The organism is Paenibacillus sp. Soil750 (assembly GCF_001428045.1).
Taxonomy (GTDB): Bacteria; Bacillota; Bacilli; order Paenibacillales; family NBRC-103111; genus Paenibacillus_E; species Paenibacillus_E allorhizoplanae.
This window is the reverse complement of the sequence record NZ_LMSD01000042.1, coordinates 287,378-308,532: the sequence shown is the minus strand read 5'-3', so window position 1 is coordinate 308,532 and position 21,155 is coordinate 287,378. Positions and strand designations below refer to the sequence as shown.

Annotated in this window: 18 protein-coding genes; 15 read left to right on the top strand and 3 right to left on the bottom strand. The window is 45.3% G+C overall.

The window, feature by feature from the left end:
- The first annotated feature begins 46 nt into the window (after positions 1-46).
- From ASL11_RS32285 to ASL11_RS32265, 4 genes are all read left to right on the top strand, one after another.
- A complete protein-coding gene (locus ASL11_RS32285; protein ID WP_056624355.1) occupies positions 47-667 on the top strand; it encodes a hypothetical protein in 621 nt (206 codons plus the stop codon).
- A 288-nt stretch (positions 668-955) separates the two neighbouring features.
- Positions 956-2,314: an ABC transporter substrate-binding protein gene (locus ASL11_RS32275; protein WP_056624351.1), complete on the top strand. Its 1,359-nt coding sequence runs from the start codon at positions 956-958 to the stop codon at positions 2,312-2,314.
- 69 nt (positions 2,315-2,383) lie between these two features.
- Complete coding sequence (locus ASL11_RS32270) at positions 2,384-3,283, top strand: carbohydrate ABC transporter permease (protein ID WP_056624348.1); 900 nt, start codon at positions 2,384-2,386, stop codon at positions 3,281-3,283.
- On the top strand, positions 3,280-4,125 hold the full coding sequence (locus ASL11_RS32265) for a carbohydrate ABC transporter permease (RefSeq protein ID WP_056624346.1): 846 nt from the start codon (positions 3,280-3,282) through the stop codon (positions 4,123-4,125). The genes ASL11_RS32270 and ASL11_RS32265 overlap by 4 nt, the downstream gene beginning before the upstream one ends.
- Positions 4,126-4,619: 494 nt before the next feature.
- On the opposite strand, the gene ASL11_RS32260 is transcribed toward ASL11_RS32265, so the two are convergent.
- Positions 4,620-6,776 (bottom strand): glycoside hydrolase family 88/105 protein, encoded by a 2,157-nt coding sequence (locus ASL11_RS32260; RefSeq protein ID WP_056624343.1) that lies wholly within the window; start codon positions 6,774-6,776, stop codon positions 4,620-4,622.
- A gap of 305 nt (positions 6,777-7,081) precedes the next feature.
- Here ASL11_RS32260 and ASL11_RS32255 point away from each other — a divergent pair, with 305 nt between their 5' ends.
- From ASL11_RS32255 to ASL11_RS32245, 3 genes are all read left to right on the top strand, one after another.
- Entirely contained in the window at positions 7,082-7,840 is a 759-nt protein-coding gene (locus tag ASL11_RS32255) for a response regulator transcription factor (protein ID WP_056624341.1), read from the top strand.
- Positions 7,837-9,633, top strand: coding sequence for a cache domain-containing sensor histidine kinase (locus ASL11_RS32250; protein ID WP_056624338.1), 1,797 nt, complete (start codon positions 7,837-7,839; stop codon positions 9,631-9,633). Before ASL11_RS32255 ends, ASL11_RS32250 begins: the two co-directional genes overlap by 4 nt.
- A gap of 75 nt (positions 9,634-9,708) precedes the next feature.
- Positions 9,709-10,665 (top strand): 3'-5' exoribonuclease YhaM family protein, encoded by a 957-nt coding sequence (locus ASL11_RS32245; protein ID WP_056624335.1) that lies wholly within the window; start codon positions 9,709-9,711, stop codon positions 10,663-10,665.
- A 30-nt stretch (positions 10,666-10,695) separates the two neighbouring features.
- On the opposite strand, the gene ASL11_RS36845 is transcribed toward ASL11_RS32245, so the two are convergent.
- Both ASL11_RS36845 and ASL11_RS32240 read right to left on the bottom strand, forming a co-directional pair.
- On the bottom strand, positions 10,696-10,845 hold the full coding sequence (locus tag ASL11_RS36845; RefSeq protein WP_157257132.1) for a hypothetical protein: 150 nt from the start codon (positions 10,843-10,845) through the stop codon (positions 10,696-10,698).
- Positions 10,846-11,379: 534 nt separating this feature from the next.
- A complete protein-coding gene (locus ASL11_RS32240; RefSeq protein WP_056624330.1) occupies positions 11,380-11,841 on the bottom strand; it encodes an Lrp/AsnC family transcriptional regulator in 462 nt (153 codons plus the stop codon).
- A gap of 280 nt (positions 11,842-12,121) precedes the next feature.
- Between ASL11_RS32240 and ASL11_RS32235 the strand changes: the two genes are divergently transcribed.
- From ASL11_RS32235 to ASL11_RS32200, 8 genes are all read left to right on the top strand, one after another.
- Positions 12,122-13,507, top strand: a complete 1,386-nt coding sequence (locus tag ASL11_RS32235) for an amidohydrolase family protein (RefSeq protein WP_056624327.1) — start codon at positions 12,122-12,124, stop codon at positions 13,505-13,507.
- 25 nt (positions 13,508-13,532) lie between these two features.
- Complete coding sequence (locus tag ASL11_RS32230) at positions 13,533-14,528, top strand: aromatic ring-hydroxylating dioxygenase subunit alpha (RefSeq protein WP_235550644.1); 996 nt, start codon at positions 13,533-13,535, stop codon at positions 14,526-14,528.
- Between the two features lie 211 nt (positions 14,529-14,739).
- A complete protein-coding gene (locus ASL11_RS32225) occupies positions 14,740-15,822 on the top strand; it encodes an ABC transporter substrate-binding protein (RefSeq protein ID WP_056624321.1) in 1,083 nt (360 codons plus the stop codon).
- A 24-nt stretch (positions 15,823-15,846) separates the two neighbouring features.
- A complete protein-coding gene (locus tag ASL11_RS32220) occupies positions 15,847-17,226 on the top strand; it encodes an amidohydrolase family protein (RefSeq protein WP_056624317.1) in 1,380 nt (459 codons plus the stop codon).
- A gap of 9 nt (positions 17,227-17,235) precedes the next feature.
- Positions 17,236-17,958, top strand: a complete 723-nt coding sequence (locus tag ASL11_RS32215) for an NAD(P)H-dependent oxidoreductase (RefSeq protein WP_056624312.1) — start codon at positions 17,236-17,238, stop codon at positions 17,956-17,958.
- A 101-nt stretch (positions 17,959-18,059) separates the two neighbouring features.
- On the top strand, positions 18,060-18,872 hold the full coding sequence (locus tag ASL11_RS32210) for a creatininase family protein (RefSeq protein ID WP_056624309.1): 813 nt from the start codon (positions 18,060-18,062) through the stop codon (positions 18,870-18,872).
- Positions 18,873-18,910: 38 nt separating this feature from the next.
- Positions 18,911-19,714: an ABC transporter ATP-binding protein gene (locus tag ASL11_RS32205; RefSeq protein ID WP_056624306.1), complete on the top strand. Its 804-nt coding sequence runs from the start codon at positions 18,911-18,913 to the stop codon at positions 19,712-19,714.
- A 20-nt stretch (positions 19,715-19,734) separates the two neighbouring features.
- Positions 19,735-21,078: an FAD-binding oxidoreductase gene (locus ASL11_RS32200; protein ID WP_056624303.1), complete on the top strand. Its 1,344-nt coding sequence runs from the start codon at positions 19,735-19,737 to the stop codon at positions 21,076-21,078.
- The last annotated feature ends 77 nt before the right edge of the window (positions 21,079-21,155 follow it).

The following is a 21,155-nucleotide window of genomic DNA, read 5'->3' as shown; positions in this document are numbered from 1 at the left end:
ATAAGCAATAGTCTACTTTATATGGTGATTGGGAGTGTGTACACAGATGAATAGATACGGAACGAGTAAGCGACTCGTCAAAATCAAAAGAAAAGCTAGCTTGCACGTGGCAAAGCCAATCCAACAACGCGTGTATGCGATCCGCAAAGTCGCTACGGTGATGTTGCCTTTCTACCGCAAGTTGGCGAGCAGCCGTACGTACTCCGTCCAGTGGGCGAAGGCCGTGCGGGAGGCCGATATTGCACGCATGAATAAGCTGCTGCGCTCCGTCATCGGTTCAGAGCCACTTTCGGCCTTAGCGTCGAATGGCGTGGGGTGGTTCGTCGATTTGTCGCTGCCGAAACCGCTGCTTGTGATCACGAATGGGACAACGATTCGTCCAGGTCAAGTGCAGTTCACGTTCAGTTCCACGATTAATCGTGCGATCGCGAAGGCAGTCATTCCCTTATATCGGGAAATAATTTGCAATCCGAGTTACGCGGCGATGATCGTGAAGGCAATCAATACGCAGAATGAGACCTTGTTGCATCATTTGATACGAAGTACAGTGACGAGTCGGAGACTTGTTTCTGTTCAAATTGATTTCTCTGGCTTTTTCCTCGGGTTCAAATATCCAACGAGTAAATATGTGTATTTGAATGAGATTTTTCGTGAGTATGTCATGTAAAAGGTTATGTTTAGGTGCCTTGATTCCTGTGTTCGGAGGATTTGGAGGTGCTTGGCTGATTGACAGATGGACAAGCCCTGCACAGCTATATCAACTTCCCTCATCGGGAAACCTATCTCCTTCAGCGCTCGTTCCTATCAATAATGGATATGCATCTGTAAACGCTTCATTTGTGATAGTTTTTATCAAGGCAGCGTCCTATATTTCCCAGGTGCAGGATGATATTCTCTTAATAGGAAAGAACAAGGCACACAATCATTAGAACAAACCATTCAGGAGGAAGCGGATATGAACAAAAAATGGGGTAAAATGCTCGGCAGTGTGGGGATTATGACGGTACTTGTCTCCGCAGTTGTTGGATGTAGTAGTGAGAAGGCAGCGGTAGAGACGACGAAGCCAGCGCAAAGTACAGAGACACCTAAAGCGCAAGCAAAACCTGTTACGCTACGGTTTGCTTGGTGGGGGTCTGATGCCAGACATAAAGCAACTTTAACGGCAATTGAGGCTTACACCAAATTGAATCCGAATGTGAAAATCGAAGGCGAGTACCAAGGTTATGAAGGTTACCAACAGAAGATTATGACGCAAATTGCTGGCAACTCTGCTCCTGATCTGATGCAATTGGATTACCCGTGGCTGCCAAGTCTTTCTGCACAAGGTGATATTTTCGTGGATTTGAGCAAAGAATCAGTGATTGATCTTAGCCAATTTCCGAAGAAAATTCTGGATGAATACGATTCCGTAAATGGCAAACTTGTTTCATTGCCGATGGGAACGAATGGTTTTGGGACAATGATTAATAAAGCCTTTTTCGATAAAAATGGTCTTTCCACAGACACGGTCTGGACGTGGGATAAACTCATTGAGGCAGGTCAGAAAATTAGTCAAACCAACAAAGGGAACTATCTTTTCGCACTGGAGCCAGGTACGACAACGGGTGGGTTAGGTGAGTTCATTTTAGGGGAATACCTATATTCCAAAAATGGTACATACTGGGTATCTGATAAACCTGCGATTACAGCACCCAAGGAAGATATCTCCGAGGCATTGACGATGATGAAAAAGCTATTCGACAGCGGCGCTGCGCAGCCATTGGGTGATGCGGCTCTGTTCAGCGGTAAAATGGAACAAAACCCGAAGTGGGTCAATGCGGAAATCGGAATGACATCCGATTGGTCTTCAACGGTTGGTAAGTATAAAACGGCTGCAGGCGAAGGTAAATTCGCCGTGGGGATGCCGATATTTGCCAAGGACGGTAAGGCGCAAGGCGTGAAGACGAAACCGTCGATGATCCTTTCAGTTAACAAAAAATCACCGAACACGGCAGAAGCAGTGAAGTTCAGTAACTGGTTACTGAATAGCAAGGAAGCTGCACTCATCCTTTTGGATACACGTTCTGTACCGACTTCTGAAATTGCTAAGAAAACGTTGGTCGAAGCAAATAAAATTGATCCAAGTGTTGCCAAAATGGTGGACAATGCTGTGAAGAACCCGACGTCACCACCGCCGATTGTTCAGAACAATCCAGAAGTTGCCGATATCATCCGCGATATTTGTGAGAAGGTTGTCTATGGCAGTCTGACCCCTGATAAAGGTGCGGAACAGCTGATCCAACGTGTACAAGATAAATTCAAAGACTTGAAATAAACCGATAGGGTGATGGGCCAGTCGAGACATCACCCTATTCTATTCCACATAAAGTCAGGTGAAATCGGAATGAGTAGCTTTCTTAAATTGACTAAAAAGAATATTGGTCTCGTCTATATCGCACCTTGGTTAATTGGTTTCTTGATTTTTCAGCTGTACCCTTTTGCGTCGTCCTTCATCTATTCCTTTACGGATTACAGCATTACGAATACACCTAGTTTTGTTGGGTTCAAGAACTATATCACGATGTTTACGAAGGATACAGCCTTCTATCACTCCTTGATCATCACTCTTCTGTATGTCGTTATTTCTGTTCCGATGAAGCTGGTTTTTGCCTTGCTTGTGGCTCTCATGCTGAACACGAATATGAAATTCATTAACTTTTATCGGACTGTCTATTATCTACCATCCATTCTTGGGGGGAGTGTGGCTGTCTCCATCTTGTGGCGATTTTTGTTCATGAAGGAGGGGATGGTGAACGGCATCCTGAACGCGATGCATATCCCACCTGTTGATTGGCTTGGAAGTCCCAATATGGCGCTATTCACCTTAAGTTTGCTGTCCGTTTGGCAGTTTGGTTCCTCCATGGTTCTCTTTCTAGCAGGCTTAAAACAAGTTCCCAATGAACTCTATGAAGCTTGTAGGGTGGATGGTGCAACTAAATTTAGAATGTTTTTCACGATAACGCTGCCGCTGATCTCGCCAATTATTTTCTTTAATGTCATCATGCAAATGGTCAATGCTTTCCAAGATTTCACGGGAGCATTTGTCGTAACCAATGGCGGGCCAATGAATTCAACGTATTTGTTTGCACTCAAGCTGTATGACGAAGGCTTTAAATTTTATAAAATGGGCTATGCCTCCGCGCTCTCATGGATCCTATTCATTATCATTTTGATTGTGACATTGGTAACGTTCAAGTCCTCCAAGCATTGGACGTATTATGAGGATGGAGGTGACCGGAAATGACGCTAGCAGGCGTAAGAATAAAACATGTTCTCAACATTGCTTTCCTCACGATTTTCGGATTGATCATGGTGTATCCGCTCATTTGGCTGTTCTTTGCCTCGTTCAAAGCGAATAATGAGATTTTTGGAACGCTTAGTCTTTTTCCTAAACATGTCGTCTGGAATTCATATGCCAAGGGTTGGCAGGGAAGCGGGCAATTTACATTTGGTGTGTTTCTATTTAATACGATCAAAATGGTTGTCCCTGTCGTACTGTTTACATTGCTTTCCAGCACCGTTGTGGCCTACGGCTTCGCACGATTCAACTTCCCACTGAAGAACGTGTTGTTCGCGATTATGATCTCGACGCTCATGCTTCCCAATGCGGTTATCATTATTCCGCGCTATATTTTGTTTAAAGAATTTGGCTGGTTGAATAGCTATTTACCCTTTACGATCCCAGCTCTCTTCGCTTGCTATCCGTTTTTTATTTTTATGCTCGTGCAATTTTTCAGAGGTCTTCCGAGGGAATTAGACGAGTCAGCGACGATAGATGGGTGTAATTCTTTCTCGATTCTGACCCGAATTCTACTCCCATTATGTAAGCCCGCGTTATTCTCAGCAGCGATATTTCAGTTTATCTGGACATGGAATGACTTCTTTAATTCTTTAATTTACATCAATAGTGTGAAAAAGTTTACCCTGGCGCTCGGGCTCCGCATGTCGCTGGATGTCAGCTCAGCCGCAATGTGGAATGAAGTGATGGCGATGTCCATCGTGGCGATTGTACCTTGTGTCATGATCTTTTTCTTTGCTCAAAAATACTTCGTGGAAGGCATTGCGACAACCGGTTTGAAAGGTTAAGGTTTGGGATGTAGGGGATGCAGCACCAAGTTAGAATACTTGGCGCTGCATCCCTTGTTCGACATCGTGAAGTTAGTCGCTAAAACCGACTAACTCTAGCGAAATCAAGGTCTGAGCCCGAGTTAGTCGTCAAAATCGACTAACTCCAGTGAAATCAAAGTCCGTAGCCCCGAGTTAGTCGATAAAACCGACTAACTACAGTGAAATCAAAGTCCGTAGCCCCGAGTTAGTCGATAAAACCGACTAACTCTAGCGAAATCAAGGTCTGAGCCCCCGAGTTAGTCGCCAAAATCGACTAACTCCAGCGAAATCTAAGTCTCCACAGATTTAACATGAGATTCTGGAGATATTGAACCTTTTCTGGTTATTCTGGTGTACAAAGATCAGGGAATGTTTACTATAATAGAGTAAAAACTGCGAGTGAATATACGCTGTGAGCGTTTAAGAACAAAACCCTGCAAATTCTGCAGGGTTTTCACTTCTTTCATTTTTTTTCACTTGTACGAATGTCTCGTCTGCAATTTCAAAAATTCAATGCCACTTAGCATCACGATCCCGATGCCGTGTGTGTCATTAAGAATCCAGCCTAGCTCCTCTTTGTAATAAGCGGGTGTAAAGGAATAGCCGGATCCTCTGCATACGCCATAAATATTGCCGGTGGCATCGATGGCGACCTTGGTGAGTGCTTCCCAACCGAAGGTGACGGCCTTCTTGTAAGGTGTGATTTCATCGAGCCAACCGTATCGAATCCCTCGGCTAAAGGCGTAGATGAACATAGCGGTGCATGAAGTTTCTTCATAGGAGGTGGGATCTGTCAGCACCTGATGCCAAAGTCCATTAACACCTTGCAGCTTCAGGTATCCCTCAGCCAGCTGTTGGAAGAACTGAATGAGCTCCGGTCGCTTACTGTGATCTTGTGGGAGTACAGCAAGCAGCTCGGAAAGTGAGAAAATGACCCATCCATTCCCACGTCCCCATGGTACATAGGTGGCGGTTTCATATTTGAAATCGTATACGTGTGACATGGCTTGTAGCTCTGGTATGTACAAATAGGGTTTGAACAGGAGGAACTGTCTGGCGGCCTCGTCCACACAACGGATGTCACCAGTATGTTTATAATATCGGGTCAAGAAGGGTGTGCTCATGTACAAATCATCTGCCCACAAGGTATTAGTCTGGTATTCACCATCTCGCTGACGATAGAAGGCGCCATTTTCTTTCCTTTCTTGGGTATTCATGATGTAGTCTGCGATGGTATGTGCAATTGTTAAATAGGTGGGGTTTTTGTTGGTCGCATAAGCTTCTAACATAGCTGAGCCGAATGAACCGCAATCATCGAGCATGTTTAATTCGACGAGCTGATGATTAATAGCAGGGTATCCGTAGGTATCTCTATCCCATTTGGCATACGCGTAGAGCTGTGTGCACGCATCGATATGACGGGTGACATAAGAAAGGATATCCGCTCGACCAAGCTCTCGGCCTGCCTGGAGCAGTCCATATAAGGTTACGCCTAGCGGGTAGTTCCATTTGGCGAACAGCTCATTTTCCAAATAGGGTCGTACGCTGTATCCTTCCGCAGATTTCCAATACACATTCTCTTGCGGTTCAAAACGATAGAGGGTGCGTATACTTGCAGGCTTCTCGATCGCTTCATCAAGAGGACCGAGATAAAGCCAGGGTGATCGCGTTCCCTTGATATCTACGGGTAAACGGAAGTCAAGCGAGGTGCTATTCATTTCAGCGAATACGTGATAGTTCCATGATTTCTCGGAACAGGTAGATTCGATAACGATGTCGTGCTTGCCAGCAGAGAGCGTTAGCGTAACATCAAAAGCGCCATGCTCTGATGTAACGACAAGCTCATGATCCACCCATAGTTGGATCGTGCTGTCGGAAGTTCCTTGCAGATGTAACAGGTTATCGCTATCTTCGTCCAAGTAGACAGAGCTCCACGCATACGCTAGTTTCCCAGAATGTGCGCCAAATAACGTAGAGAGGGAGCTGTTAGATGTTGATTCCTGCAAACGTGGGAGCCAATCGAGACCAGTTTCCGCCTCTAGGCTATCTACAGCTGGCAGGGTCCCATCCGTGTAGTCGTGTGGTACATTCCCTAATGCGTATACCCAGCCTCCCATGCCGGTTCGTTCTTGAAATGGAGAGAGGAAATGGATCGGAAACCATTTGCTATTGCTGGAGCCGAAGCGGCAGCCGAATCCGGATGAAGTTTTGATTAACGTGATGAAAAAGGCATTCCAGCCTCTTTTTAACGGGACATTCAGTAGTTTATGATGGTTCACATTGACATCGTCGGCCATCGTCGATCGGTAGAATAAGCTACCATTCACGAAAATTCTAGCTGGACCGTAACAGCTTAAGGACATTTCTGTCACGGTTTCCTGGTTGCTATACACCATAGCGTAGGCATAACCATAGCTGCCAAGCGGGCTTTCCGGGAAGCTGGTATTCAAATTCAAATCGCTGCGTCCATCTTCCATTTGCTTACAGGTATCTGGATGGATCGTTCGGAAGGTAAAACCGCTAGGAGGATTCGTGCTAATATACTTATTGGCAATGGTTTCGATGATTGTAGGAACATGATGGCCTTGTCGATAGTGAATACTTTCTTGACATTCAAAGTACGTCTGCATGGAGGCAACCCCTTCACCAAGATAGGATGGAAATGATATGCAACAATGATAGCAATACTTTTGCGATTTAAAAATTCATCTGGTCAGACATAAACTATCAATTGTAGAGCGCTTTGAAGGGGATGTCGGATGATGCGTATAATCATGTCTTTTGAGGATATGGACGAGAGGGGAAAGCATGCTGTATAGTCTTTTCAATGGCTATGTCCGGCATGTACGGCAGTTAGTAGGGGGATATTTACAGTTATGGAAGCGCTTCAATCTGAAGCGTGGTAAGAGATGACGGGCTAGGCATGGAGGTTGCTATGTATAGATTACTAATTGTGGATGATGATGTTGAAATAAGAAATGGACTGTGTAAATTTTTCCCTTGGGACTCTATTGGATTTCAGGTTGTGGGTGGCGCGGAGAATGGGAAAGAAGCCTATACGTTTATCCGAAATCATCCAGTAGACGTGGTCTTGTGTGATATCAAAATGCCTATCATGTCAGGGGTTGATCTAGCTGCAGAGCTTAGTGTCCATTATCCCAAGATTAATATTATCTTCTTTAGTGCTTACAAAGATTTCGATTATGCTCAAAAGGCAATTGAAGTTGGTGTGAAACGATATATTTTGAAATCCACGAATTTCAATGAACTAGTTCGTGTTTTCACGACGATTAAGACAGAGCTGGATAACCTGAACCAAACCGCAACCCCGCTGCAAGCGAGGAGTCAGCCGGAAGATCTAGCTAATTTTGCCGACAAAATGATCCACACCATTAAAGAGCACGTGGAGCAGAACTATCAGCATGTGACCTTGGAGGATCTGGCGCGAATCGTAAATTTGAACCCCGATTATTTGAGTAAGTTTTTCAAAAAACACGCAGGCATTCTTTTCTCTGAATACTTAACACAGGTTCGTATGCAGCGAGCAGCACAGTTTCTGGATGATATTCAATACAAAACATATGAAATCAGCGAAATGGTCGGCTATAGCAATGCTTTCAATTTTACGAGGGCGTTCAAGAACTACTATGGCATGAACCCGAGGGATTATCGCAATAAGAAGGAGTTGAAATGAGGAAAAAGTTTTTTATCAAAAGCCTAATCCGTTTAATCATTCCTTTATTGATTCCATTAATCATTTTGGGGACATTTTCGATTATTACGACGCAGCGCTATATCAAAAAAGAAGTCAATACGTCCAATTACAAAACGCTTGAACAAACGAAAAGTACAATTGAATTGCTTTTTAATGAGCAGGAGTCGCTTCATTATACCTTTAACTACAATGCGCGATTGATTCAAAAGCTGAAGTCAGTTTTACGTAACGAAGAATTGAACCCGTATGACATAGAGGCTTATGGAACATTCATGAGTATGATGAATTCCCCAGCGAACATTAAACCCTATATTCATTCCATCTATCTGTACTTTTCTAATGACAAAGGGAATTTCCTTGCCTCGAATGAGGGGATTACGAGTATTACCCAGTTCTATGATACGTCATGGTTCCGGACGGCGAGTTCTATGACGAGTGAAGGTAACCTTGTTATCCAAAATAGAACGATAAAGAGATTCTCTTTTGATAAAACCGAAACGCCGGTCGTGACGATCTACAAAAAAATATACGCGCCGGGCTCCACGAAGCCTGATGGCTGCCTTGTGATGAACATTAAGAAGGAAGATATAGAGAAGGTAATGAGTGATTTCTTATACCTACCGCATCAAGCTATTTTTCTTCTGAACACAGGCGGTGAGGTTATTGCGAGCTCGAATGAAGATGAGCTGGATGTTAGTCAATTGCTGGACGCAAGTCAGCTTCCTTCAAACTTTTATGAGAAGACGACTTCGAATGAGCGATACATTATCTCGAGTATTGCTTCTACGCAATATCCGATGACCTATGTGACCGTTTCGCAGGAAAAATATTTTTATCAGTTGCCCATTAAGCTTATGTATGTGACGTTTACACTGCTCATTGTCTCCCTTATCCTGGGTTTCGTTCTTGCTTACTATGTGTCGCGGAAAAATTATAACAATCTCGTAACGATCCTACTTACGATTGACAAGGCAGAACGGGGACTGCCGATCCCAGAGTTGACGGTTAAAATAACAGATGAGTACAGTTTTATCCTGCAAAATATGATTAAATCCTTTATTGAACAAAGCTATTTGAAAATTCAGCTGTCAGAGAAGAAATACAGGCTGCAAGCGATGGAAATGATGGCGCTGCAATCCAATATTAATCCCCACTTTTTGGCGAATACGCTGCGAACTATTTTCTGGAAATCGATGGGCCTAACGGGTGGTCATAACGAAGTGAGTCAGATGATCGACTATTTGTCGGAGGTTGTGCAGTATTCAATTAGCCAGGGGAATAAAATGGTGACGCTAGCTGAGGAGATTTATCATACGAGCAATTATATTGAAATTCTCAAAATTCGCTACAAATCGAAGTTTCAAATCATTTGGGAATACGACGAGGCGATCACCCATCATAAGGTTATGAAGCTTATGCTGCAGCCACTTGTTGAGAATGCCATTTATCATGGGATCAAAGAAAGTGATCACTTCGGCTACATCCGAATTCGAATGAGAGCACGCGGTCCCGTCATTGCGATTACGATATTGGACACGGGGGTTGGAATGACCAGAGCGAAGCTTTTGGCGCTTAGGAAAACGTTGAAAGCAGAAGATCAGGTCGAACATATTGGTCTCTTTAATACAAGTAAACGGCTTCAGCTCACGTTCGGGGATAAGCATCGTTTTCACATTCGGAGTAAGGTTGGATATGGCACAGTGATTGACATTACCTTCCAGACAGAAGCGGGATTGGCGACAGAAACGGATGCGGAGATGGATACGGTATAAATTTCTAGGCAGGCCACTAATCAATTGGGCGTATTTCGTAGTATAATGTTCCTATTGATTATTGGAGGCACATACATGACATTAATTAAACAATTACAAGCACCAGATGAATTTACGGGCTTTTACTTAATTAAAGAGTTGGAAATTAAACAGACGAATACAACACCAGCCAAAGATTTCATGGATATTGTACTCTGTGATGCGAGCGGACAAGTATCCGCCAAAATGTGGGACGTCAGCGCTGCGGATAAAGAAACCTTTTTCCCAATGACCTTAGTGAAGGTACAGGGACTTGTTCAATTGTACCGTGAACGCTTGCAAGTGAAGATTGGGAAAATTCGCAAAGCATTGCCGGAAGATGGCGTGCAAATCACTGATTTTATTCGTTCTGCGCCGATCAGTCCAGCTGATCTGATTCATACGATTAATGGCGTGTTGGCGAGTATTACAAATCCAACAATTCAGTCTATCGTCTCGTTTTGTGTGTCGAAGGTCGGAGATAAGTTAGACCATTATCCAGCGGCTAAGACGCATCATCATGCGTATTTCGCAGGGCTTGCCTATCACATCGTGCGGATGCTGGAGCTTGGTGAGTTTATTTGTAAACAGCGCCCATTTCTCAATTCGGACTTGATCAAAGCAGGCATTATCCTTCATGATATCGCGAAGCCGGAAGAAATGATCGCGCAACTCGGCATCGTTTCCGACTATAGCGTACAAGGGAAGCTGCTGGGACACATCTCGATGGCGTCCAACTGGATTACAGAGGCTGCTCTGCACCTTGGGTTAGATCTTCAATCCGACCTCGTCATTGGATTGCAGCATATTGTCCTTTCCCACCACAACTTGCCGGAGTGGGGAAGTCCTGTACTGCCGCAGCTACCGGAGGCAATCGCTCTACATTACATCGACTCCATGGATGCGAAGCTGCAAATGGTCGAGGACACGCTGCTTGTCACACCGGAGTCCGAGTCTTGGACACCGATGATCCGCGGGTTAGAAAACAAAGCGATGTATCGCTTGAAACTGTAATAGAGGAAAGCTGTTTCCAAGTGGAAAGATCTACTTGGAAACAGCTTTTTGTTCTTGGGGGAGGTAGCTGGTGTTAAGTGCCACCGCAACGCCGCCACTATTACCCGCAGCCGCACCTGCACCCACACTCGCACCCACACTCGCACCCACACTCGCACCCACACCCACACTCGCACCCAAACCCGCCCCCAAACCAGAACCCCAAACCAGAACCCCAACCCGCACCCGCGACCCAGCCTAGGCGCTCATATAAAAGTAAATAGATGGAAAATATGTAGTTAATTTCATGTCATTCTTAGCTTTATTTGAAATAACTGTAAAAAGTACAGCTGTTTTCAGTCGAATCCGCCGAAATCAACAGAATCGAGAGTATTAGATGTACTTTTTCCATCTACTCTCTACATTTCACCCTAAACTTACGAAATAGCTGGAGTTTTTCCAGTTAATTGAATCTGAGCGGGCACGCCCTCCGAGACTTCTCGACCTAATAGTAAATCTCCGCGGGTGGCTCTCTTTACAATCGATTAATGATGCTACTCAACACCCAAGCCTGCCACAATTCTCTTATTCAGCAGCATTATTATCAAGTCTCCACCTCACCAACTAACCAATTCCAATCCCATCAATAGTACCTCAACCCACAAGCTCACTTATAGTAGCCAATCTGTTCTCCTCGATCAATCCTCTCGCCTAGTCGCCCTCAGATAGTCCAAATCAAAGCTCCAAACCCGTCCCTTGTTTGAATCTTTTAATCACCATTTGTGTGTTCACGCGCACAACGCCGTTCAGCTTGTAGATGTTCTTATAGAGGAATTCCTCCAGCGCAGCATCATCCTTTAACAAAGCGTGCATGTGTAAGGAGCTGGTTCCCGTCATTTGGTAGATCGACACCACATTCGGGTCCGCCGAAAGTGTGTTTCCCACTTCCTCCGCGAAGCGCGGCTCCACTTCCACTTCGAAGAATGCACTAACTACCTTCCCTAGCTTCGTTGCATTCAAGCGAATCGTAAAATTTTCGATAATTTCATTGTCAATAAGGTTTTCAACACGCTTTTGAATCGCAACACGCGATAGATTCAGAATCTCACCGATTTTTGCGTAGGACATTCTGCTGTTCTCATGCAGCAACTTAATAATTTCTTGATCGACAGGGTCCAGAACGTGCAAATCTAACATAAACATCACTCCTATTCATTATCTAAAAATATATACAATTGCTCAGTATTTCTTGCTATTTTCAAAATACGACACGAAAAACATTGGAAATACAACTAATGTTAATTAAAAATCACAATATTTTTAAATAAACGAAACAATTTTTGTGATATGCATTTACACAAAGTGTTGACGATATACGAAAGTGTTCATATAATCATGTTAATTAATATAACATAAATTGAACAGAATTAATTTAGTGTTAGATAACATAACATTAAATTAAGCGAGGAGGTGCCGCATGACCAAAAAACTCATCTACAACGGAACCGTCCTGACAATGAATGCCACGAACCAAATGTTCAAACCAGGCTATGTGTACATGGAACATGATGTTATCTGTGAAGTTGGCGAATGGAAATCAGATGGCAGTTTAGATCATCTTCTCACAGAGTCCTCCTACCGTTATAACGCAGAGGGGAAAGTAGTAATCCCCGGCATCGTGAATGGCCACACGCATCTGTTTCAAACATTCATGCGAGGCGTATCCGATCACTCCCCCTTAGCCCAGTGGCTGAAAGAGATCATTTGGCCGATGAGTCTCGCGATGGAACCGGAGGATTTCTATTTGGCCGCATTGATTGGGTGCATCGAGAATTTGAAATCAGGCGCTACCTATATGATGGATCATCACTACATCCATACGTACCCAGAGAATGATGCCAGTGTGTTAAGAGCAATGATTGATTCAGGGATTCGTGGACATTTGGCACGAGGAGGATCCGACCTAGCAGGAGAGGTTCGCTTGCGCGAGACAGGTGAGCAGATTTTCAACGCCACAGATCAATTGCTTGATCAGTGGGAAGGTGCAGGAAATGGCCGCATTCGAATAGCGCTCGGACCACTCAATTTATATGGTTGTTCCCGAGAATATCTCGAACAAGCAGCCGTGTTCAGTCGAGATCGCAAGCTCATTTCTCATGTACATGTCGCAGAAACGAGTGAACAAATCGACACAACGATGGCGCGATACGGTCTTAGAAATTTGGAGCTTCTAAATGAAGTGGGCTTACTCAGCGATCAGACACAGATTGTCCACGGTGTTTGGCTGGATGACGGAGAGCTCGACCTCATCAAAGAAAAACAAGCATCGGTCATCCATTGTCCCGTTTCCAATATGTACCTAGCTTCCGGCGTTGCACGGGTACCTGAGATGCTGCGGATGGGCATCAATGTTGCGCTAGGAACAGATGGTCCTGGCAGCAACAACTGCCAAGATAACCTCGAAGTGCTGAAATTTACTGCTTGCTTGCACAAGGTGAATGAGTTGGATGCCACATTGCTGCCTCCGATGGATGTCCTGCGAATGGCCACAGTGAATGGGGCAAAGGCTGTTGGCCGAAGCCAGGATTTAGGCAGCCTCGAACCAGGGAAGAAAGCAGATCTAGTGACAGTTGATATGATGAAAGCCCATATAAGTCCCGTGCATCGCGCTTCTTCAGCCCTTGTCTATAATGCTAACGGGAATGACGTCGATTTGGTGATGGTAGGCGGGCAAGTCGTTGTGGAGCATGGGAAGAGCACATGGATTGATGAGCAGGAGATTTTGAGAAGAGCGCAAGCCAGAGTTGACGTACTTAGAAGTAAGTTAGCGGGGCAGTATCCTATTTTTGCGAATCAAATGTAGGTCCAATTAGAGGAGGATGAATTCTATGGCATTACAACGTCTACATGATCCCGTTCTTGAAAATGATTGGCATGCGGTGTACCTTGCATCGGAGCTGAAAGATCAACCGGTAGGTGTCATCATTTTAGGAGAAAGAGTAGCTCTTTATCGCTCAAGGCGAGGCGTTCACGCCATGCAAGATCTCTGCGTCCATCGTGGAGCCATGTTATCCAAAGGGTGGGTCAAGGATGATGTGCTGGTTTGTCCGTATCATGGCTGGCAGTACGACTCCTCGGGACAGTGCGTTTGTATTCCTGCACAACCCAAAGGCGAGAAAATTCCGCTTCGCGCGAAAGCCCTGACGTACGCTTGTGAAGAGAAATATGGCTTCATCTGGGTATGTATTGGTGAACCCGCAGCCCCAATCCCGCATTTCGAAGAGTTTGCGAATCCAGAGTACCACCCACTTCCGTGCGGACCCTATAAGGTTGCTGCAGCAGGGACGCGTGTCATTGAAAATTTCACAGACTTCGCTCACTTAATGTTCGTCCATCAGGATTTACTGGGTCACCCAGACTATGCCGAGCTTCCTGATTTCCAGGTAGTGAAAGAAGAGGATCGCATCTATATCGAAAATATTCCGATTTTCCAGCCTGTTGCACATTCGGGTTCAGATAAAAGTGAGGGTACTACATATGTCTATATGAAGGAAGTGTATCGGCCATTGTCAGCTAGACTATCGAAGGCGGATCCAAGTAATGGTCAAACGTTATGGATTATGCTCACCGTACTGCCTGTAGCTGCTGAAGAATGTGTTGTCTTCATGATGGTTTCACGTAACTATGCGTACGATGTTGATGATGCGAATTTCATTAAATTCCAAGACATCGTGTTTGAGCAGGATGCTAGGGTCATTGAGACGCAGAAACCTGAGCTGCTGCCTCTAGATCTGCAAGTCGAGTTAAATCATAAGGTAGATCGCTTCTCCATAGCATATCGTCGTTGGCTAAGAGAATTAGGTGTAGAGGTTGGGACGATTTAGCTCCAAGGTATAATGTTCGGGTTTAAGTAGTATTATTCAATTTACAATAATATTAAAGTTGTAAAAGTAATGAAAAGCCGTACTTTTATTGTGTAAAAATACAAAACGTCAGTCTATTCGTTGACGGAGACAAGTTGTGAAACGTATATTTGACTCAAGGTTAAACAAGATTTGTAGACATAGAAAACCAAATATGGAGGGGAAGTTAACCATGAAACGATTTCAACGTACTCTTGCACTTGCAACGAAACGCCCAGCTGCTGTATCCCTTAGTTTAGTGATGATTTCTAGTTTGTTAGCCGCATGTGGAAGTTCCAGTACTCCCGTTTCCTCGTCAGCGCCAACAGCAGCACCAACGGCGGCGGCGGCTTCTCCTGCAACGTCAGCGGCACCAGCCGCCAAACCGATTGTTCCAGCAACGGTGGTCTTGAACTGGTTCGCGGAGCCTGAGCATGGTGGGAATTTTGCTGCTTTGTCGAAAGGCTATTACAAGGATGCTGGTTTTGATATGACATTGATGCCTGGTGGTCCTTCTGTATCCTCAACACAGATTGTAGCTTCTGGTAAAGCCCAATTCGGGATGGCGAACGGTGATGATATTTTGGTAGCCAGACAAGAAGGAATACCAGTAGTGGCGATTGCAACGTCTATGCAAAAGAGTCCACAAGCTTTGTTTTATCATAAAGATGCCGGTGTGAAAGACTTCGGAGATTTAAATAGTCATAAAGTGTATGTAGCATCCACGGCGAGCTTCTGGCAATTTATCAAAAATAAATACAAATTAACGAACGCACAAGAAATGAAATATACAGGTCAATTAGTGAACTTTGTGAGTGATAAAACGGCGCTAACGCAAGGCTATGTGACCTCAGAGCCATTCACGATGGATCAACAGAAGGTCGAATACGGTACGCTGCTCGTTGCCGATTCTGGTTATAAAATTTACGCAGGTGTGTACTTCACAACGGAGAAGATGATCGCAGAGCATCCGGATCAAGTCAAAGCCTTCGTTGAAGCGACGGTGAAGGGTTGGGATTACTACAAAGATCATTCCGATGAGATTAATCCAAGCATTCAAACGAAAAACCCAGACATGGGCCTCGACATGATGAAATACAGCGCAGCGAAGGAAATGGACTTTGTATTCGGTGGCGATGCAGCGACTAAAGGCACAGGCATTATGACCAAAGAGAGATGGGAAGAAGTGCAGAAGCAATTAGTTGAAGTGGGCGTACTGAAGACTGCTGAGAATATTGATAAAGTGTTCACAACACAATTCTTGCCTAAAAAATAAACAAAACTTCGGGAGGTGGCGGCATTGGCTTCTAACAACAACATCGATCTATGTAACGTCAGATTGCCATTATTAAATGAAGGGGAATTATATTGTCTCTCGATTCGCGATGGTCATTGGACGCATATTCGCATACAAGAAGCAGATGCCGCTGCTCCCAGTTTAACCTCGCTCGAATCATGGAATCCTGATCAACATGTAGAAACATCCAGCATCACAGTACTTGATCTACAAGGTAAAATCGTACTTCCAGGCTTTGTAGATTCGCATATGCATCTCGACAAAGCGTTTTCCTTAACCACCGTGGAGAATATCAGCGGTACGCTGGAAGAGGCGGTTCGCAACTACTCGGCGGCATCGCCTACGTTCTCGAAAGACGAGATTAAAGCTAGAATGATGCGATCGGCGCTGCAGGCTCTGTCTTTTGGTACCACACACATTCGCACGCATCTGGATTTCAATCTTCGATATTCACGGGACATCGCTTTACGCACAATTGAAGCCGCACTTGAAGCCAGAGAGGCCTTAGCGCCATACATGACTTTGCAGCTTTTCCCGATGTGTCCCTACAATTTCATGTCTCTGGATAATGAAGCCATTGAGGAAGCCTTACGGATGGGCGTGGATGGTATCGGTGGTGCACCACATTTATCGGTAACACCGAAGGATGATATTGATTTTATTTTCAAAATGGCAGAGAAATACGATGTTCCAATTGATCTACATTGTGATGAAACCGATAATCCCCAGATGCGAACGGTTGAATATGTAGCAGAGTGCACGAAAGAAACAGGCTATGAGGGCAGAGTGACCGTTGATCACTTGTGTGCATTAGCCTCGATGACTGATGAAGATGCAGGCGGCATCATCGACAAGATGACAGAGGCCAAACTAAAGGCAGTTTCCTTGCCTGCCGTTAATCTGTATTTGCAAGGCAGACAGGATTCATTCCCTGTGAGAAGGGGCGTCACTCGCTTAAAGCAAATTCATGAGCGAGGCATTCCAATCGCAGTTGCATCGGACAATATTCATGATCCATTTCACCCTTTCGGGCGAGGGGATTTACTTCAAATAGCACTGATCTCATCCTATGCTGCGCATATGGGCAGACCCGCAGATCTTCGCACATTGCTGCGGATGATCACGGAAGCTCCCGCAAAGGTTCTTGGACTTTCTGCCTATGGGATTACAGAAGGTTGTCCAGCCAATTTCGTCATCGTAGATGGCAGTTCAATCGAAGAAATTTTTACCATGCTCCCTGAACGCAGATGGGTGTACAGCCAAGGACGCTTCGTCAGATCCCCTGGCACGAAAGCTGCGTGGAACAACAATGCCTTAGCTCAGTTCTGGCAAAAGGCAAGTGAAGCTGTATCGTTCCAAAAGCCCGAATTCGCGAAAGGGTGAACCGTCAAGATGGCTAATCTGTTGGTCATTTATTACAGTGCCTTTGGTCACGTGTATCAGATGGCGCAAGCCGTTGCAGATGGTGCCAGCCAATCAGGTGCGCATCCTGTAAGAATTGTGCGTATACCCGAAATGGCTGCGGATGTGAATCGTGTGATCACACCTGATAAAGACAGACGCCATGCGATGCAGGAGAAGACATCTAGCGCCTCTACGTTATCTAAGCAATTTCGTCTAACGGATCGTTATCAGAAGTACGAAGCTACGCTAGCGCTGCAAAAAGAAATCCCAATCGCGACAAATGATGATTTGCGTTGGGCTGATGGCATCCTATGGGGTTTCCCGACGTATTACGGCTCGATGCCGGCGCAAGTTAAATTGTTCCTTGAGATGGCTGGTGAGCTTTGCATCGAAGGTGCCCTTGAAGGCAAGCCGACCGGCATATTTAATAGTACAGCATCCATTCATACGGGACATGAAGCAGCGATATTAACCGCAATGGTACCTTTATTTCATTTCGGTATGATCTTTGTGGGATTGCCGTATTCGGAGAATCCGGAGTACTTAACGGCAGATGCGATTGGCTGCTCGCCTTATGGGGCATCCACTTTAGCTGGGCCGGATAGTTCACTTTCGCCAGATCCTAGAGAGCTGCTGATGGCAGCGCGATTAGGAGAGCGAGTGGCGGACATTGCGGCTGCAATCAAGCAGTTTCAAACCAAGAAAGCATAAGGCGTGCATCATTTAAAATTGGAAAGCAGAAAGAACCCCTCTTTGAAGAGTTTGGTTCTTTTTTCGCAAATAGATGACCCATCTTACAGGAGGTGCTCAGCATGACATTCAATCGCTATCAAGGGAAAGCCTGGGATCAGTGCTTCTTCCCACGCCTTAGTAAACTACAAGTGGCTGAGATTCCCAAAGAAAATGCATTAATCGTACTGCCAGTCGGAGCTGTTGAGCAGCACGGTCCACATATGCCGGTGTTTACTGACACGTTAATCTCGGAAGTATTATTGACAGAAGCTTTCGAGCAGCTTCCTGATGAAGCGAATATATGGTTGCTGCCAGCTATCCCCTACGGGAAGAGCACAGAGCATCTAGGTCATGCAGGAACCATCACCTTATCGGCAACAACGTTAATGGCTGTTGTGATGGATATTGCCAAAAGCCTACGGCGAAGCGGATTTCAGAAGCTCGTTCTCGTTAACTCGCATGGCGGGAATACCGATCTGTTGAACATGATGGGCAGAGAAATTCGCATCGAAACGGGTTTAGCTGTGTTTCGCTTAGATCCAGGCGGGCTCGGCGGTGCTGATGAATGGATAACACCGCTAGAGAAACAAGCGGGCATTCATGCAGGAGATATGGAAACATCCATCGTCATGGCGGCAATGCCGCATTGGGTGAACATGGATGTAGCACCAACGGAGTATCCGAATTACCCGGAATCCCGTTATTTGGCACTTCGGAATCGCGCCTTCGCTTGGGTGATGGATGATCTCTCTCATACCGGCGTCTCTGGAGATGCAACAGCGGCATCAATGGCCAAAGGTAGGGCTATGACGGAAAAATATGGGACTTACATCGCAGAGGCGCTGCTTGCATTCCAAGCCTTCGATATGCAATCGCTCAAAATCAGCAAGTAGATCTGGTAAGCCACTAACACGTATAGGAGATGACAACCATGTCGAAAAATTCTTCTCTGATTGATACAGCTAGCCGACAAACCGCAGGTTCTACTTTCGTGAGTATGACGAATCTCTCCAAGACCTACCCGAACGGAACGATTGCCTTGCAGGATGTCAACCTGACCATTCAAGAAGGTGAATTCTTATGCTTTGTAGGTCCATCGGGTTGCGGGAAATCGACGATATTCAAAATCATTACAGGCTTATCCAAACCAAGCAAAGGCTCGTTGGATGTCTTTGGAACGACTCCGAAGGAAGCGCGCAAGCAAAGTGACATCGCTTTTGTGTTTCAAGATCATACGCTCTTACCCTGGTCGACGGTTGAAGCGAATGTGAAGCTTCCGCTGGAATTACGTGGAGTGGATAAGAAGACCCAACAACAAGAAGCGGAGCGAGTGCTTGAACTTGTTGGATTGAAGGATTACATGAAAGTGCTGCCTAGGCAGCTTTCTGGTGGTATGAAAATGCGCGTATCCATCGCGCGTGCGCTCATTTCGAGGCCGAAGCTGCTGCTGATGGATGAACCGTTCGGTGCGTTGGACGAAATTACGCGTCAAACCTTGCAGATGGAGCTGCTCAATATTTGGCAGCAGGATAAATCGATGACCGTGTTGTTCGTGACACATAATGTGTTCGAATCGGTTTTCTTATCAACAAGTGTAGTTGTGATGACACCTCGACCAGGTAAAATCTCAGCACGTATTGATATACCTGTTCCTTTTCCAAGAGATGAATCGTACCGAACGACAACGCAATTCAGCGATTTAGTGCGCATTGTGAATGACGCTTTGGACCATTAAGACGAGAGGGTGAAGACAACATGTCCACAGAAGCGGAAGTTACCTGGGTTCATCAGATCGAAGAGCAACTAGGGAAAGAAATCGTATCCATTGATCAAGCAACAAGAGATAAGCTTTCCAAAGATTATTACTGGTACTCTCCTGTACTTAATCGTAGGCTGGAGGGAATAGCATCGGCTGATGTCGTCGTGCTGCCCCGTAATGAAGACGAAGTGGCTAAGGCTTTGGCTTTTGGATATCGCCATGGCATTCCCGTGACGGTACGCGGTGCTGGGACTGGTAATTACGGTCAGGCCGTTCCCTTACAGAAAGGGATCGTTCTGGATCTAAGCCGAATGGATGAAATCCTGGAGATTGGACTTGGCTATGCGCGCCTGCAATGCGGAGTTCGTCTAGGTATTATTGATAAAAAGGCACGTGAAGTGGGGCAAGAAATTCGCATATACCCTAGTACGTATGTGAAGGCGACGGTTGGAGGCTTTGTGAGCGGTGGCTCTGGCGGAATTGGTTCGATCATGCATGGCAACCTGTGGGATGGCAATGTCCTTGAGGCTGTGATTTATACGATGGAAGAAACGCCCCAACGCCTCGTTGTTACAGGTCCTGAGTTGTTTAACTATATCCACAATTACGGGACTACCGGTATTTTGACCGAGGTCACCATTCCACTTTCACCGCGTACTGAATGGACACAAGGCATAGCCCAATTTCCTGCTTTTGAGCAGGCGATGCAGTTTGGTGAGGCTCTCGCTCGTGAAGAAGCGATTCCCAAACGTCTCATTGCACCGATGGAATGGCCGATTCCTTCCTATTTTGTACCCTTTAGCAAAGTAATTATGCCAGAAATGGCTGCTGTTATGTTGGAGTTTGCTGAAGAAACACTGCGGTTAGTAGATATGCTTGCGAAGCGATTTGGAGGTCATGTCGGTCATGTGATCGAGGCCAAAAACTACCGTAAAACCATAGGTGTATCTGACTTTACATGGAACCACACGACTTTGTGGGCGATGAAGACAGACGCATCGATGACGTATCTGCAAGCAGGCTTTAAAGTGGATAGCTACTTAGAACAAATAAAACAAATTAAATCGAAGTACAGCGACGAAGTCTATCTGCATGTCGAATGGGTGCGCAGTGGCGGAGCTGTGACGCCTACAGCCCTACCTGTTGTAAGGTTTACAACGGAAGAACGCTTATATGAAATCATCGAATTTTTCGAATCTATTGGTGTCAAAATATTTGATCCACATACCTGGGTGCTCGACCAAGGTGGACGTGGCGAAGTGGGCAGTATGGAACGCAAGAAACGGGAGAATGATCCGAAGGGGCTTCTCAATCCTGGCAAAATCATTTGTAAGTCATAAAGAAGGGGGATATGTGCAATGGCTGTCGATTCGAAGTACCTACAAATATTACCTGATGAAATATTTCCCGCTCGTGA

Bases quoted from the DNA above. Each gene is read 5' to 3' on its own strand.
- ASL11_RS32285 (WP_056624355.1), top strand. From the start codon at position 47: ATGAATAGATACGGAACGAGTAAGCGACTCGTCAAAATCAAAAGAAAA.
- ASL11_RS32275 (WP_056624351.1), top strand. From the start codon at position 956: ATGAACAAAAAATGGGGTAAAATGCTCGGCAGTGTGGGGATTATGACG.
- ASL11_RS32270 (WP_056624348.1), top strand. From the start codon at position 2,384: ATGAGTAGCTTTCTTAAATTGACTAAAAAGAATATTGGTCTCGTCTAT.
- ASL11_RS32265 (WP_056624346.1), top strand. From the start codon at position 3,280: ATGACGCTAGCAGGCGTAAGAATAAAACATGTTCTCAACATTGCTTTC.
- ASL11_RS32260 (WP_056624343.1), bottom strand. From the start codon at position 6,776: ATGCAGACGTACTTTGAATGTCAAGAAAGTATTCACTATCGACAAGGC.
- ASL11_RS32255 (WP_056624341.1), top strand. From the start codon at position 7,082: ATGTATAGATTACTAATTGTGGATGATGATGTTGAAATAAGAAATGGA.
- ASL11_RS32250 (WP_056624338.1), top strand. From the start codon at position 7,837: ATGAGGAAAAAGTTTTTTATCAAAAGCCTAATCCGTTTAATCATTCCT.
- ASL11_RS32245 (WP_056624335.1), top strand. From the start codon at position 9,709: ATGACATTAATTAAACAATTACAAGCACCAGATGAATTTACGGGCTTT.
- ASL11_RS32240 (WP_056624330.1), bottom strand. From the start codon at position 11,841: ATGTTAGATTTGCACGTTCTGGACCCTGTCGATCAAGAAATTATTAAG.
- ASL11_RS32235 (WP_056624327.1), top strand. From the start codon at position 12,122: ATGACCAAAAAACTCATCTACAACGGAACCGTCCTGACAATGAATGCC.
- ASL11_RS32230 (WP_235550644.1), top strand. From the start codon at position 13,533: ATGGCATTACAACGTCTACATGATCCCGTTCTTGAAAATGATTGGCAT.
- ASL11_RS32225 (WP_056624321.1), top strand. From the start codon at position 14,740: ATGAAACGATTTCAACGTACTCTTGCACTTGCAACGAAACGCCCAGCT.
- ASL11_RS32215 (WP_056624312.1), top strand. From the start codon at position 17,236: ATGGCTAATCTGTTGGTCATTTATTACAGTGCCTTTGGTCACGTGTAT.
- ASL11_RS32210 (WP_056624309.1), top strand. From the start codon at position 18,060: ATGACATTCAATCGCTATCAAGGGAAAGCCTGGGATCAGTGCTTCTTC.
- ASL11_RS32205 (WP_056624306.1), top strand. From the start codon at position 18,911: ATGTCGAAAAATTCTTCTCTGATTGATACAGCTAGCCGACAAACCGCA.
- ASL11_RS32200 (WP_056624303.1), top strand. From the start codon at position 19,735: ATGTCCACAGAAGCGGAAGTTACCTGGGTTCATCAGATCGAAGAGCAA.